12 protein-coding genes are annotated in these 14239 nt (G+C 59.4%); 7 read left to right on the plus strand and 5 right to left on the minus strand.

Annotated elements, in window-relative coordinates:
* Positions 1 to 44 precede the first annotated feature (44 nt).
* From ppx to G5193_RS00270, 3 genes are all read right to left on the minus strand, one after another.
* Positions 45 to 1535: an exopolyphosphatase gene (gene ppx / locus G5193_RS00260; protein ID WP_042052939.1), complete on the minus strand. Its 1491-nt coding sequence runs from the start codon at positions 1533 to 1535 to the stop codon at positions 45 to 47.
* Positions 1525 to 3594 carry a polyphosphate kinase 1 gene (gene ppk1, locus G5193_RS00265; protein ID WP_005350671.1) on the minus strand — a complete coding sequence of 690 codons (2070 nt, stop codon included), beginning with the start codon at positions 3592 to 3594 and terminating at the stop codon, positions 1525 to 1527. Before ppk1 ends, ppx begins: the two co-directional genes overlap by 11 nt.
* A gap of 74 nt (positions 3595 to 3668) precedes the next feature.
* Positions 3669 to 4184, minus strand: coding sequence for a glycine cleavage system protein R (locus G5193_RS00270; RefSeq protein WP_047437655.1), 516 nt, complete (start codon positions 4182 to 4184; stop codon positions 3669 to 3671).
* 196 nt (positions 4185 to 4380) lie between these two features.
* On the opposite strand from G5193_RS00270, the gene G5193_RS00275 reads away from it, so the two are divergent.
* From G5193_RS00275 to G5193_RS00295, 5 genes are all read left to right on the plus strand, one after another.
* Positions 4381 to 5259: a DUF2726 domain-containing protein gene (locus G5193_RS00275; RefSeq protein ID WP_421204660.1), complete on the plus strand. Its 879-nt coding sequence runs from the start codon at positions 4381 to 4383 to the stop codon at positions 5257 to 5259.
* Positions 5260 to 5527: 268 nt separating this feature from the next.
* Entirely contained in the window at positions 5528 to 6949 is a 1422-nt protein-coding gene (locus G5193_RS00280) for a sigma-54 dependent transcriptional regulator (RefSeq protein ID WP_266133996.1), read from the plus strand.
* A gap of 106 nt (positions 6950 to 7055) precedes the next feature.
* Positions 7056 to 8090, plus strand: coding sequence for a sensor histidine kinase (locus tag G5193_RS00285; protein ID WP_216954098.1), 1035 nt, complete (start codon positions 7056 to 7058; stop codon positions 8088 to 8090).
* 76 nt (positions 8091 to 8166) lie between these two features.
* Positions 8167 to 9510, plus strand: a complete 1344-nt coding sequence (locus G5193_RS00290) for a sigma-54-dependent transcriptional regulator (RefSeq protein WP_108614389.1) — start codon at positions 8167 to 8169, stop codon at positions 9508 to 9510.
* Between the two features lie 141 nt (positions 9511 to 9651).
* Positions 9652 to 10413 (plus strand): Nif3-like dinuclear metal center hexameric protein, encoded by a 762-nt coding sequence (locus G5193_RS00295; RefSeq protein WP_216954095.1) that lies wholly within the window; start codon positions 9652 to 9654, stop codon positions 10411 to 10413.
* A 109-nt stretch (positions 10414 to 10522) separates the two neighbouring features.
* Here the strand turns inward: G5193_RS00295 and purN are convergent, their stop codons facing one another.
* Together purN and purM are read right to left on the minus strand one after the other, a co-directional pair.
* A complete protein-coding gene (gene purN / locus G5193_RS00300; RefSeq protein ID WP_421204661.1) occupies positions 10523 to 11161 on the minus strand; it encodes a phosphoribosylglycinamide formyltransferase in 639 nt (212 codons plus the stop codon).
* On the minus strand, positions 11158 to 12195 hold the full coding sequence (purM, locus tag G5193_RS00305) for a phosphoribosylformylglycinamidine cyclo-ligase (protein ID WP_335836776.1): 1038 nt from the start codon (positions 12193 to 12195) through the stop codon (positions 11158 to 11160). The genes purN and purM overlap by 4 nt, the downstream gene beginning before the upstream one ends.
* 176 nt (positions 12196 to 12371) lie before the next feature.
* On the opposite strand from purM, the gene upp reads away from it, so the two are divergent.
* Together upp and G5193_RS00315 are read left to right on the plus strand one after the other, a co-directional pair.
* Positions 12372 to 12998: a uracil phosphoribosyltransferase gene (gene upp / locus G5193_RS00310; RefSeq protein ID WP_005334115.1), complete on the plus strand. Its 627-nt coding sequence runs from the start codon at positions 12372 to 12374 to the stop codon at positions 12996 to 12998.
* Positions 12999 to 13148: 150 nt separating this feature from the next.
* Positions 13149 to 14168, plus strand: a complete 1020-nt coding sequence (locus G5193_RS00315) for a DUF2066 domain-containing protein (RefSeq protein ID WP_421204662.1) — start codon at positions 13149 to 13151, stop codon at positions 14166 to 14168.
* The last annotated feature ends 71 nt before the right edge of the window (positions 14169 to 14239 follow it).

Genomic DNA, 14239 nt, shown 5'->3' on the forward strand with positions numbered 1-14239 from the left:
CAAAAGGCAGCCAGTGGGCTGCCTTTTTCATTTATCTTTCCGGTTTAGCCGAGCTGGAACAACAGTGGCCAGCCCTGCTCCTGACAATAACGATGCTCCTTCTCCAGATTTTGCATCAGGAGACGGTTCTCCTCGCACCAGTCGATCGGCAGGGTCACGACCAGCTGATCCCCTTGTACCGCGACTTTCCACTCGGGCAGCAGGTTGTCCTGGCGCTTGTGGTGAGCGGCGACAGCGAGGCGCAGGATGCGGATGCAGCGCAGCACCGTCTGCATGTCGTGGTTGGGCAGGGGCGGCAGCTCGGAGAGCTTGAGCCCCTTGCGCTGAAAGCGTACCAGCGCCGCCAGCAGAGCCTGATCGTCCTGGTTGAAGCCGGGCAGGTCGGTGTGTTGCAGGATATAGGCTGAGTGGCGATGAATGCCGCTGTAGTTGATGGCAAGGCCAATTTCGTGCAGCCGTGCCGCCCAGCCGAGGATGGCGCGATAGGGTTCTATCTCCATCTGCCAGGGCTCTTGCAAGGCATCGAACAGGGTCAGCACGCTCTGCTCCACCCGGGCGGCTTGTTTGCGGTCCATCCGGTAGTGGGTACCGAGCGCTTGTGCGGTGCGCTCGCGAATATCGTGGTGCTGCAAGCGCTCCTCGAATTCATAAAGCAACCCTTCGCGCAGAGCACCATCGGAGTAGTCGAGCCGCTCGATGGGCAGCGAGGTAAACAGGCCGAGCAGGATGGCGACCGCAGCGGCAAACACCTCCTGACGCTCCTCGGTAAGCCCTGTCAGCTTGAGGTTATCGACTCGCTTGCGCTCAATCATCAGCGCCTTGAGCCGCTCCAGCCCCTCCAGCGTAATGCTGCCGTCAGTCAGCCCTTCGCCTTGCAGTACATCCCGTACCGTACGAATGGAGCCTGAGCTGCCAAGGCAGCTCTGCCAGCCCAGCTTGCGGTACTGGTTGACGATGGGGGCGAGCTGGTGTTGCGCCTCCAGCACGGCATTGGTGAAGTGCTTGTCGCTCAGCTTGCCGCTGGCAAAGAAGCTTTGGGTAAAGCTGACGCAGCCCATCTTGCGACTGGTGAGGGCCTTGTGTTCAAACCCTTCACCGATGATGAGTTCGGTGCTGCCGCCGCCGATATCGATCACCAGTACTTGGCCCTCGATATGCTGGGTATGGGCAACCCCCTGATAGATGAGCCGTGCCTCCTCCTGCCCGCTGATGATCTCGATGGGGTGGTTGAGCACCTTGGCTGCTTCACTCACAAATTCGCGGGCGTTGCTGGCGCGGCGCAGGGTATAGGTACCTGCGATGCGGATCTGATCCGGCTTGATATTGGTGAGGCGCTCGGCAAACAGCGACAGGCAGGCGAGACCGCGTTCCATCGCCTCCGGGCTCATGCGTTTTTGCTCATCCATCCCTTCCGCCAGCCGCACCCGCTCCTTGATGCGATCGACGATGCGAAAACGCCCTTCGCTCAGATGGGCGATCACCATATGAAAACTGTTGGAGCCGAGATCCACGGCGGCATAGAGACTATTGTCCATTGTTTGACTCGATACGTTTGAGATAGTCGTAAATCGCCACCTGAGAGCGGATCTTGCGGCGGTTGCCCCGCTTCACATATTCGTTCTGCTGGTCGGCATCAATGACCCGCGCCTTGCAGGTATCACTCAGTTGTAGTTCGAGAATGTCCATGATGCGCTGCTTGAGGCGCTCGTCATAAATGGGGGTGCCCACCTCAATACGGCCGTCGATATTGCGGCTCATCCAGTCGGCGCTGGAGATATAGAGCTGGGGATTGCCCTTGTTGTGGAACACCATCACCCGCGGGTGCTCGAGGAAGCGGTCGATGATGCTGATCACCTTGATGTTGTCACTGAGGCCCGGTACGCCCGGACGTAGGGCGCACATGCCACGGATGATCATCTGGATCGGCACCCCGGCCTGCCCGGCGGCATAGAGGCGGTTGATGAGATCCTTGTCCACCAGATTGTTGATCTTGAGGATGATGCCGCTCGGCTGGCCCGCCTTGGCGTTGGAGAGCTCGTTGTCGATGAGGCGATAGAGCTGACGGCGGCTGTTGATGGGGGAGACCAGCAGGTGATTGAATTTGTAACGCTTATAGGGGTACTCGATGTATTCAAACACCCCTTCCACTTCGGCGGTGATGTCCGGATTGCGGGTCAGCAGCGAGAAGTCGGTGTAGATCTTGGCGGTCTTCTCGTTGAAGTTACCGGTGCCGATATGGGCATAGCGTACCGCCTCGCCATTTTCGTGGCGGGTTATGAGGCAGAGCTTGGAGTGGATCTTGAGGCTCGGCACCCCGAACACCACCTTGACCCCGGCATCGGTGAGAATATTGGCCCAGTCGATGTTGGCCGCTTCGTCGAAACGGGCGCGCAGCTCGACCACCACGGTCACCTTCTTGCCGTTGTTGGCGGCATCGATGAGGGAGTGGATGATCCGCGACTTCTTGGCCACCCGGTAGATATTGATGCGAATGGCGCTCACCGCCGGATCGAACGCCGCCTGGCGCACCAGCTCGGTGAAGTGGTGGAACTTGTGATACGGGTAGTAGAGCAGGATATCCTGCTTGGTAATCGCATCGAAGGCGTTGACGAAGCCGTCAAAATCGCGACAATCCAGCGCCGGCAGCTTGGGGTTTTCCAGATAGTCACGGCCCACGTTGGGGAACCCGATGAAATCCTTGAAGTTGTGATAGCGCCCGCCCGGCATGATGGCGTCGTAGGAGCTGATCTGCAGCTTGAGCTTGAGGAAGCTTATCATGGCAGCGGGCATCTCCCGCTCGTAGACGAAGCGCACCGGCATGGCGGTGAGGCGCTGCTTCAAGCCGTCACTCATCTTGTCCACCAGGCTCAAGTCCAGCTGGTCGGAGAGATCATATTCGGCATCCCGGGTCAGCTTCACCGCATAGGCGGCAATCTCGTCGTAGTCGAAGAAGCCTTTGAAGATCTCGTCGAGGCAGAAGCGGATGACGTTATCCAGAATGATGATTTGCTTCTTGCGGCGGGTCCCTTCCGGCGGCAGCTGGAAGAAGCGGGGCAGGTCATCGGTCGGCACTTCGACCAGGGCGTACTGGATCACCTGACCGTTCTTCTTCATCTCGATGGCCAGATAGGTGTACTCATCCTTGAGGAATTTGACCGGATTGACCTCTTTGTTGAGCAGGATCGGGATGATGTGACGCAGCACCTTCTCCTTGAAGAAGACCCGCAGCCACTTCTGAATGGCATCGGAGAGCTGGTTCTCGTTGACCAGGAAGATGTTGTGGCGAGCGAGCGCAATCAACAGCTCCTTGTAGGTGTTGTCGAACGCTTCACCGAGCGCCATCACTTTTTGCTGGATGGCGCGCAGCAGCACTTTCGCTTCATCGTCGCCACCATGTACTTCATTGATGAGGATGCGACGCTTGACGTCCGATACCCGTACCTTGAAGAACTCATCCTGGTTGGAGGAGAAGATCCCCAGAAAACGAACCCGCTCGATGAGGGGCACCGTCTTGTCCATTGCCTCTTGCAACACCCGTTCATTGAATGAGAGCCAGCTCAGCTCTTTCTCTTCATACTGCTTGTCGGTGCTCATCTTGTGCCTCTGTTTCAGGTCGCGTCTGCGCGGCAGTTATGGCGTTAATATATGACAAATAAATGACAGTATTGTTACTGCTCGCTGAACGCTTCGTCGATGTCGACCACCAGATCGTCGGAGAGGGATTCCAGCGCGGTGATGAGGGTATCCATCGCGAGCCCGTCGGGCAGGGCAACCAGCGCATGGGCATAGAAGAGCGGGGCGCCGGAGTGGGGAGCCGGTTCACAGCCAGTGGTGAGATCGGCCACGTTGATCTCGAGCTGACGCAGGATGCTGGCTACTTCATGGACGATGCCGGGGCGGTCGTTGCCGGTCACCGTCATCATGACTTGATGGGCTGGCTCGGCGGTAGGTGTCCCTTCGGCAAAGCTGATGGTCAGACCCGGTAGCAGGGCCAGTGCTTCGCACAGGCTGCGATAGTGCTCATCGGGGACAGAGACATGGAGGATACCGGCAAACTGGCCCGCCAGTTCGCTCATGGCGCTGCCCAGCCAGTTGCCCTGCTCGCGGCTGATGACTGCTGCCAGACTCTCGACGATCCCGGGTTTGTCTGCACCGATCACGGTGACCACCAATTGCTTTTGCATCCTGCTCTCCTTGAAATGGGATTTCTTGCTCTATCCCTATTGTGCCTGCTGGGACTGGTCATATGAACCCCCGCCTGCTGACAAATAGATAAAAAGACGGGACTTTTCACTTTCTATACACGGGTCTGCTGCCTTGCTCCGTGGCGGCTGTGGTAAAGTAATTCCCCTTTCGTGTCGTGAACTGGATCGTGCTCTCATGAATACCCTCGTCCTATCGGGATTGTTGTTGCTGGCGCTGCTTGTGCTGGCGATCTTCTGGAGCAGAGGCAGACAGCAAAAGCGCCTGCCCTATGATGTGCAGGAGACCCTGTTCAGTCCCGCCGAGCGATCCTTCCTCGGGGTGCTGGATCTGGCGGTGGGTGACAAGGCCCGGGTCTTTGCCAAGGTGCGGGTGGCCGATGTGCTGACGCCGCAGGCCGGGATCGGCAAAAGCAAATGGCAGCAGTACTTCAACAAGATCAGCGCCAAGCATTTCGACTATCTGCTTTGCCACCCTGCGGATCTCTCCTTTATCTGCGCCATCGAACTCGATGACAGCTCCCATCGTTACCAGAAGCGCAAGGCGCGGGATCTCTTTCTGAAAACCGCCTGCGACAGCGCCGGTCTGCCGTTGCTGCAGATCCCGGCAAGTGCCAGCTATCTGGTGGAAGAGCTGCGCGAACAGATCCTGCCGCTGCTGGTCAAAACCAGCGAACCATTGATCGACGATTTGCCGCACGGAGCGCGCCGCGAGCCCACATTCAACCCTCTGCTGCTGGACGGCGTGGATGTCGGTGCCGGGATGCGTGGTCGCACTGCCCATGCCGAGGCCATCTCGCCTGCGTCGCTCCGCGAGCCCACCATCCAGGCCAAGGGGGTGGTGGAGACGCCACAGAGTGAGGGGGAGCTGGTCGATGGCTTGTTCGCCGATGTAGAGGATGACGAGGAGCACGAGGTACAGCACTGCCCTCGTTGTGATGCGCCGCTGGTGGAGCGGGAGGCGAAAAAAGGCCCCCACGCCGGTCGACTCTTTCTTGCTTGCAGCCGTTTTCCCGAGTGTCGTTACGCGGCGCCGCACCACCATAATCGCCACTGAATGCGCTTCACCGTGTTGCATGCTGCCCTCTGACGAGGGCAGTTTTCTTTCCGCTTTTGGCTGCGTTTGTTAACGGCGCCAATGCAGAAAATTCCTCGGCAAAATTTATCTAATCTCTCGTTTCTGTCGATACACTTAGCCTGAATACGACAACTTTTGACAATGTGTCGGAATTTTGGCACTTTGTGTGCCTGCAAAAAGACAGTCGGTAGCTGTTTTATCATTAAATAAAACAATAAGTTAGTTCAGGACATCGCGAGGAATGGATATGGTGGAGATGGGCGTGTTGATTGTTGATGCCGATGCGCAGCGGCGCCAACAGTTGGGAACCGTGCTCTCGTTTATGGGGATCCTGTGGCAGGATGTCGCAGAAGGGGACCTGGATGTCGCCATCGAATCTTCTGGCCCACTGCAAGGGGTGCTGGTGGGTGAACTGGCAGGTCGCACCTTGCCCGAGTTACTTGCCGCTTTCCCTCGTACCCCCTTTATCTCGCTGGTTGAGGCGGAACTGCCCAACAGCAACTTTATCGGTGTTGCCCAGGCCCCCTTTACCTATGAGTCGCTGACTCGTCACCTGCACTTCTGTCAGGCTTTTGTCTCTCTCCATCCCCGTCAACAGACCCACGACAAGGGGCAGACGTTGCTGCGTTTGCTGGTGGGCAAAGGGAAGGGGATCCAGGAGGTTCGCCGCCTCATCAGCCAGGTGGCCGAGACCGATGCCAACGTGCTGATCCTTGGTGAATCGGGAACCGGCAAAGAAGTGGTGGCCCGTGCCATTCACGAACTCTCGGCCCGCAGTAGTGGCCCCTTTGTGCCTATCAACTGTGGTGCCATTCCTGCCGAGTTGCTTGAGAGCGAACTGTTCGGTCACGAGAAGGGAGCCTTTACCGGCGCCATCGCAGCTCGTCGCGGTCGTTTCGAGCTGGCGCAGGGGGGCACTCTGTTCCTCGACGAGATTGGCGACATGCCGATGCCGATGCAGGTCAAACTGCTGCGGGTATTGCAGGAGCGGCTGTTCGACAGGGTCGGTGGCGGCAAACCCATTCAGGCCGATGTGCGCATCATTGCGGCGACCCATCGGGATCTGGAGGCATTGATCCGCAGTCAGGGTTTTCGTGAAGATCTCTACTACCGCCTCAACGTCTTCCCCATTGAGACCCCGCCACTGCGGGATCGCATCGATGACATTCCGCTGCTGCTGCAGGAGTTGCTCAACCGTCACGCGGAGCAGCACCACAGTGTGATCCGTCTGACCCAGCGGGCGCTGGAGTCGCTGATGCAGTACCCCTGGCCGGGCAATGTGCGCGAGCTTTCCAACCTGCTGGAGCGGCTGCTTATCCTCTACCCGCAACAGATCGTCGATGTGGCGGATCTGCCGAGTCGTTATCGTCTGTTGCCGAGCGAGCCGCGGGATGAGCGGCTGACCGAGATGGATGAGCGGGATGCGCTGGCGGCGGTGTTCCAGGAGCCGCCGGAGCTGGATCACCCCCTCGCCTCTGCCCGCACCATGCAACTGCCGGAGGAGGGGGTCAATCTCAAGGAGATGCTGGCCGACCTTGAAGTGGAGCTGATCCGCCAGGCGCTGGAGTCGCAGGACGGGGTGGTGGCCCGCGCCGCCGATCTGCTCGGCATGCGCCGTACCACCCTGGTAGAGAAGATGAAAAAGTACGGGATGAGCAAGGACGTTTAAGGGTCAAAGCCTTGACGTTAACATGCAATCTATTGTTTTAATTAACATATTTTAGTGGCATGGAAATTGAATGACCTGACCCAATAGCCAGTTTGAGGTCAGGTTTATGACGATCCAGCAGCAGGACATGCCACTCCAGTCCCACGAAGTGAGCCAGCTCTATGCCATCTTCAAGGCGCTCCCCACCGGGGTGTTGCTGCTTGACGGGGCTGGGGTGGTCACCCGCGCGAATCCGGCAGCCATCTCCCTGCTGGGGGAGCCGTTGGAAGGAGAGCTCTGGCGCCGCATCATTGCCCGCTGTTTTGAACCACGTGAGGATGATGGCCACGAGATCTCCCTGCGCGATGGACGACGGGTCCAGCTTTCTACCCAGCCGCTGCCGGATCAGAGCGGCCAGCTGGTCTTTATCAATGACCTCACTGAAACCCGCAAGCTTCAGGATCGCATCAACCACATGAAGCGGCTGTCGGCGCTGGGCAATATGGCGGCTTCGCTCGCCCACCAGATCCGCACTCCGCTCTCCGCCGCCATGCTCTATGCCGCCAACCTGGCCAACCGTACCCTCAAGCCGGAGTCCCGCAGCCAGTTTCAGCAAAAGCTGATGGCCCGCCTCCAGGATCTGGAGAAGCAGATCAACGACATCCTGCTGTTTGCCCGCAATGGCGACAATCAGGTGGTCACCCCCATCTCGGTACAGGGCTTGCTGGCTGAAGTGCAGGCTGGTGCCGAGGCTTTCTGTCAGCAACAGGGCTGCGAACTGCACATAGAGGCGCCGGAGCCCGATCTCTGCCTGCTGGCCAACAGCAGCGCACTGGCGGGCGCCATCAACAACCTGATCGCCAATGCCCAGCAGGCGGGGGCCACGTCACTCTTGGTCAGCGCGGTGCGCAGTGGTGTCCGGGTGGAGATGCGTGTCATCGACAATGGCAAGGGGATCCCTTCTCACCTGCTTGGTCAGGTATTCGAACCCTTCTTTACCACCCGCTCCCAAGGCACTGGCCTCGGGCTGGCGGTGGTGCAATCCGTCGTGCGTGCCCATCAGGGGGAGGTCGGTGTGGCCTCTGTTCCCGGTGAAGGCACCTGTTTTACTCTGTCGTTCCCCCTGCACCAGCAGCAGGTGCAACTTGGAGGTGCAGCATGAGCCTTGTTAAGGAGCTGTGCCTGCCGAGAGGGAGCCATATCAATGCGGCCAGGTTGGCTGTCGTGGGAGGTGTAGCATGACTCAGGCCCGGATCCTGGTTGTAGAAGATGACAATGGCCTGCGCGAAGCGCTGGTGGATACCCTTTTGCTCGGCGGTTATGAGTGCCGCGAAGCGGACAGCGGCGAGCGTGCTCTGCTGGCCCTCTCCCGTCAGCCGTTTGACATGGTGATCTCCGATATCCAGATGGGGGGAATGGACGGCCTCACCCTGCTGGCTACCATCCGCCAGCAATATCCGCAGATACCTGTGTTGCTGATGACCGCCTACGCCAATATCGACGGCGCGGTGCGCGCCATGCGCGAAGGGGCCATCGACTATCTGGCCAAGCCCTTTTCGCCGGAGGTGCTGCTCAATCAGGTCAGCCGCTATGTGCCTGCTCAGAAGGTGGAAAAACGTGCCGTGGTCTACGGGGATCCCAAAACTGCCGAGCTGTTCCAGCTGGCGACCCGGGTGGCCAGAAGCGAAGCGACCGTGATGGTGACCGGCCCGAGCGGGACGGGTAAAGAGGTGCTGGCCCGTTACATTCACGACAACTCCAGCCGCGCCGAGCAGCCTTTCGTCGCCATCAACTGCGCCGCCATTCCGGAAAACATGCTGGAGGCAACCCTGTTTGGCTACGAGAAGGGAGCCTTCACTGGTGCGGTACAGGGGTGCCCGGGCAAGTTCGAGCAGGCGCAGGGGGGCACCCTGCTGCTTGACGAGATCACCGAGATGGATCAGGGGCTGCAAGCCAAATTGCTGCGGGTGTTGCAGGAGAAAGAGGTGGAGCGGCTCGGCAGTCGCAAGATGATCCCGCTGGATGTGCGGGTCATCGCTACCAGCAACCGGGATTTGAAAAAAGCGGTGCAGGATGGCCTGTTCCGCGAAGATCTCTACTATCGCCTCAACGTCTTCCCGCTGCGCTGGTCTGCCCTCTGTGAGCGGCCCGGCGACATTCTGCCGCTGGCGGAGCACCTGCTGGCACTTCATGCCAGTCAGCAGGGGCTGCCGACACCACAGTTGACAGATGCCTCGCGGGAGCGGTTGCTGGCCCACCCCTGGCCCGGCAATGTGCGGGAGCTGGATAACGTGGTACAGCGCGCCCTCATCCTCAGCCCCGACGGGATCATTGATTGTGACCACCTCATTCTGGAGGAGCTGGACGAGCAGGAGATGGAGTTTGTCAGCGTGGAGCGCAGCTATGGCGGCGATCGCCTCGGCAGCGAGCTCAAGCAGCAGGAGCACCAGATCATCCTCGACACCCTGCAAGATTGTAACGGCAGCCGCAAGGCGGTGGCCGACCGACTCGGCATCAGCCCGCGCACTCTGCGCTACAAGCTGGCCCAGATGCGGGAGGCGGGGATCGACCTGCCAGCCTGAGGCATGTAGGGAAGCCGCACTGTGTGGGGGCTGTCATGGTCTTGACGGCCCGGCTCGATTATCATGGGGCCCTTGGCGCTTTGAGCCTGGGCCCTGTTTTTATTGGTAAAGCAGGGGACCGAGCCTTAATAAGGGACCCCTATGATCTCTCATCGAAAACTCGAAACCGTACTGAACCATCTGCTCGAACCGCACTCTATCAAGGATTACTGCCCCAACGGCTTGCAAGTGGAGGGGCGCGAACGTATTCGCAAGGTAGTGACCGGTGTCACCGCCAGTCAGGCGCTTATCGACGCGGCGGTGGCTGCCGAAGCCGATGCCATCCTGGTCCATCACGGTTACTTCTGGAGCGGTGAACCGGCCCAGATCACCGGCATGAAGCAGCGTCGGCTCAAGACCCTGCTGACCCACGATATCAACCTGTTTGCCTACCATTTGCCGCTGGATGTCCATCCCGAGGTGGGTAACAACGCCCAGCTAGCCAAGCTGCTCGACATCAAGGTACGCCGCGGTCTGGAGCCGTGGAACAGCAAGAGTGTCGCCATGGTGGGCAAGCTGGAAGAGCCGATGAGTGGCGCCGACTTTGCCAAACTGATTGCCGAACGCCTTGGCCGCGAACCACTCTATTGTGGCGACAGCGGCCCCGAGCTTATCCGTTCCGTGGCCTGGTGCACCGGTGGCGGTCAGAGCTACATCAATCTGGCGGCGGAGCAGGGCATCGATGCCTTTATCTCCGGTGAAGCCTCCGAGCAGACCATTCACACCGCTCGCGAGATGGGGATGCACTTCTACGCCGCGGGCCATCACGCCACCGAGCGTTACGGCGTCAAGGCGCTGGGGGAGTGGCTGGCGACCGTGCACGGGCTGGATGTGACCTTTATTGATATCGACAATCCGGTGTAGGGTCGCTTGGCCGAGTAATCCGACCTAACCGCTGCTATCGTGCGGTAGGTAGAAATGACAAGGGAGGCTTAAGCCTCCCTTGTTGTATCTGACATGCAGTTGTTAGCGGTTACTCGCAGGCGTAACCCGCGGGGCCCAGCAGGGCGCCATCCAGTTGCACGGCGCCGTCTACCATTTGCAGCCTGCCTTCGCAGAACCAGCGTACCACCAGCGGGTAGATGCTGTGCTCCTGCGCCTGTACCCGTGCCGCTACCTCCTCCGCCGTGTCCCCTTCAAAGATGGGCACGCGGGCCTGCAGGATCACCGGGCCCCCGTCCAGCTCTTCGGTCACGAAGTGGACACTGGCGCCGTGTTCACTGTCACCGGCATCTATGGCGCGCTGGTGGGTGTGCAGGCCCTGATACTTGGGCAGCAGGGAGGGGTGGATATTGATCATCCTGCCGGCGAAATGGCGCACCAGATCGCCGCTCAATATCCGCATAAACCCGGCCAGCACCACCAGATCCGGCTGATAGTCTGCCATCAGCGCCAGCAGGGCGGCGTCATACTCCTCCCGGCTGGCAAACTGCTGCTGGGCCAGAATGGAGGTCGCCACGCCAGCTTCTTTGGCGCGAACCAGACCATAGGCATCGGCCTTGTTGCTGATAACGCCGACCACTTCACCGGCAATCTTGTCGCTGGCGCAGTGGTCGAGGATCGCCTGCAGGTTGCTGCCGCTGCCAGAGATTAGGACGAGGATCCGCATCATTTGATGACGACCTGCTCCTCACCGTCTGTTGCCTTGGCGATATGACCGATGTGCCATGCGTTCTCGCCTTCCGCTTTGAGCAGGGTCAGCGCCTTCTCCAGCTGATTGGCAGGCAGGGCGATGATCATGCCGACACCGCAGTTGAAGGTGCGATACATCTCGTGACGGGTGACGTTGCCAGCCTGCTGCAGCCAGCTGAACACCGCCGGCCACTGCCAGCTCTGCTCGTCGATCACCGCTTGAGTATTGGCAGGCAATACGCGGGGGATATTCTCCCAGAAGCCACCGCCGGTGATGTGGGAGAGGGCGTGGATCTCGCACTCCTTGATGAGCTTGAGCACAGGTTTCACATAGATGCGGGTCGGCTCCAGCAGGGCGTTGGCCAGGGTGGTGTCACCCAGCGGCTGATGCACGTCGGCTTTGGAGACTTCCAGAATTTTACGGATCAGGGAGAAGCCGTTGGAGTGAGGGCCGCTGGCGGCCAGGGCGATCAGGGCATCCCCTTCACCGACCTTGCTACCGTCGATGATTTCGCTCTTCTCCACCACACCGACGCAGAAACCGGCGATGTCGTAGTCTTCCCCTTCATACATACCCGGCATCTCGGCGGTCTCGCCGCCCACCAGGGCACAGCCTGACTGCTCGCAACCGGCACCGATCCCGGTGACCACCGCGGCCGCGGTGTCCACGTCCAGCTTGCCGGTTGCATAGTAGTCGAGGAAGAACAGCGGCTCGGCGCCCTGTACGATCAGGTCATTGACGCACATGGCCACCAAATCGATGCCCACGGTGTCGTGCTTCTTCAGGTCGATGGCCAGCCGCAGCTTGGTGCCCACACCATCGGTACCGGAGACCAGTACCGGCTCCTTGTAGCCCGCAGGGATTTGACACAAGGCCCCAAAGCCGCCAAGACCACCAAGGACTTCAGGACGACGAGTGCGCTTTGACACGCCCTTGATACGTTCAACCAGTGCATTGCCGGCATCGATATCTACGCCAGCATCCTTGTAGCTCAGTGAGGTTTTGTCAGTCACGAGTATTCCCCGTCATGTAAAGAAGTGGAGGGTAAAATTCGGGGCGTATTCTAACAGTGGCGGTGAAAAACCAGAAAGGAAATCGTTTGCGCGTTTTTGCGCGGAAATGCTCTACAAGCGGTGGCTTTTGTTGTATGATTCCGCGATTTTTTTGCGGCAGGTTAGAGGAGATAATAATGAAAGTCGTTGAAGTCAAACACCCCCTGGTCAAACACAAGATCGGTCTGATGCGTGAAGGCGATATCAGCACCAAGCGTTTCCGTGAACTGGCCAAAGAAGTGGGCAGTTTGTTGACCTATGAAGCGACCTCTGACTTCGAAACCGAGAAGGTTATCATCGATGGCTGGAATGGGCCAGTAGAAGTTGACCAGATCAAAGGCAAGAAGGTAACCGTCGTACCCATCCTGCGTGCCGGCCTTGGCATGATGGATGGCGTGCTGGAGCACATGCCGAGCGCCCGCGTCAGCGTGGTCGGTATCTACCGCGATGAAGAGACCCTGCAACCGGTTCCCTATTTCGAGAAGATCGTCAGCAACATCGAAGAGCGTCTGGCGCTGGTCATCGATCCGATGCTGGCCACCGGCGGCTCCATGATCGCCACCATCGATCTGCTGAAGAAGAAAGGCTGCCAATCCATCAAGGTGCTGGTACTGGTTGCCGCGCCGGAAGGGATCAAGGCGCTGGAAGCCGCTCACCCTGACGTAGAGCTCTACTGCGCTTCCGTCGACCAGGGGCTGAATGAGAAAGGCTACATCGTGCCGGGTCTGGGTGATGCAGGCGACAAGATCTTCGGTACCAAATAAGTTTATGCCTTGACCTGCTTCCCATGTGGAAGGGGTGATCGGAGCCGGCGCATCGCCGGCTCTGCTGTTTGTGGCCGCTTGTGCCAGCCTTGCCGCAGGACGCGCCTTGCCGCTACCATAAGCACACTCTCCCATTTCGAGACTCTGTTCATGTTCAAACGTGTTGTGACCGCCCTCTGCTGCGGCTTGTCATTCATGGCTTCGGCCGCTCAGGTGACCGACCTCTATCAGGGCAAGGCCCCGACCAGTGGCGATATGGTGGCCGCTCAAGGGCAGGCACTGGGTCAGGTGCTGATCAAGGTGACCGGCAAGCGCGACATCCTCACCCAGCCGGTGGTGGTCAAGGCGCTGGCGGCCCCGGGCGACTATGTCAAAAGCTATGGCTATCAGGATCAGGACTCCGTCAAGTATCTGAAAGCCGAGTTCAAGAGTGACAAGGTCAACAGCCTGGTCTCCGAGAGCCAGTTTGCCCTGCTTGGCCCGGCGCGTCCCCAGATGGCGATCTGGCTGGTGGTGGATCAGGGGGAGCGTCGCCTGCTGGCGGATCAATCCAGCGATGGTTGGGCGCAAGCCTTGCGCGAGCAGGCCCAGACGTTGGGGCTGCCCATCAGCATTCCGCTGATGGATCTCGATGACAACATGGCGGTCAGTGCCACCGACGTCTGGGGACGCTTTGCCGACCCGATTTTGCAGGCAAGCCAGCGCTATGGCGCCGAGATGGTGGTGCTGGGCAAGCTGACACCAGAAGGTGACAAGTGGAGCATCGATTGGGGACTCTACGGCCCCAAGGCGGCCGGTGAAGTGGCCGAGCTGACCCGTGGCAATAGCACCGGCACTCAGGCCGAAGTGGCGCAAGGGTTTGCTGATACCCTAGCGGCCTGGCTGGTGAAAAACTACGGTGCCCGTATCTCGGGTCCGGCAACCAGCCAGACCCTGGTGGTAGATGGCCTCTCCGAAGTGGACAGCATGATCGCCGTGCAGAAGATGCTGCAGGGGATGGCCAACGTCAGCAAGGTGGCGATCGGCAAGCTGGAGGGGGACCAGGTCACCTTCAACTTTACCCTGCAAGGAGATCTGGCCGAGCTGGTACGGGCGCTGCAGCTTGAGAGTCGTTTGCGCAAGGTTGACGATAATGGCAGCGGTTTGCGTTACCAATGGTCGCAGCCCTGATTTTATAAGGCTTTTGTAGACCGCCCGGCTTGCCCGGGCGGTTCTCTATCTGTCTTTGCGATGATACACTT

This window comes from Aeromonas sp. 601027, from assembly GCF_049174455.1.
GTDB classification, from domain to species: Bacteria; Pseudomonadota; Gammaproteobacteria; order Enterobacterales; family Aeromonadaceae; genus Aeromonas; species Aeromonas veronii_A.

Excerpts from the sequence above, each read along its gene's own strand:
- ppx (WP_042052939.1), bottom strand. The coding sequence starts at position 1,535 with ATGGACAATAGTCTCTATGCCGCCGTGGATCTCGGCTCCAACAGTTTT.
- ppk1 (WP_005350671.1), bottom strand. The coding sequence starts at position 3,594 with ATGAGCACCGACAAGCAGTATGAAGAGAAAGAGCTGAGCTGGCTCTCA.
- G5193_RS00270 (WP_047437655.1), bottom strand. The coding sequence starts at position 4,184 with ATGCAAAAGCAATTGGTGGTCACCGTGATCGGTGCAGACAAACCCGGG.
- G5193_RS00275 (WP_421204660.1), top strand. The coding sequence starts at position 4,381 with ATGAATACCCTCGTCCTATCGGGATTGTTGTTGCTGGCGCTGCTTGTG.
- G5193_RS00280 (WP_266133996.1), top strand. The coding sequence starts at position 5,528 with ATGGTGGAGATGGGCGTGTTGATTGTTGATGCCGATGCGCAGCGGCGC.
- G5193_RS00285 (WP_216954098.1), top strand. The coding sequence starts at position 7,056 with ATGACGATCCAGCAGCAGGACATGCCACTCCAGTCCCACGAAGTGAGC.
- G5193_RS00290 (WP_108614389.1), top strand. The coding sequence starts at position 8,167 with ATGACTCAGGCCCGGATCCTGGTTGTAGAAGATGACAATGGCCTGCGC.
- G5193_RS00295 (WP_216954095.1), top strand. The coding sequence starts at position 9,652 with ATGATCTCTCATCGAAAACTCGAAACCGTACTGAACCATCTGCTCGAA.
- purN (WP_421204661.1), bottom strand. The coding sequence starts at position 11,161 with ATGATGCGGATCCTCGTCCTAATCTCTGGCAGCGGCAGCAACCTGCAG.
- upp (WP_005334115.1), top strand. The coding sequence starts at position 12,372 with ATGAAAGTCGTTGAAGTCAAACACCCCCTGGTCAAACACAAGATCGGT.
- G5193_RS00315 (WP_421204662.1), top strand. The coding sequence starts at position 13,149 with ATGTTCAAACGTGTTGTGACCGCCCTCTGCTGCGGCTTGTCATTCATG.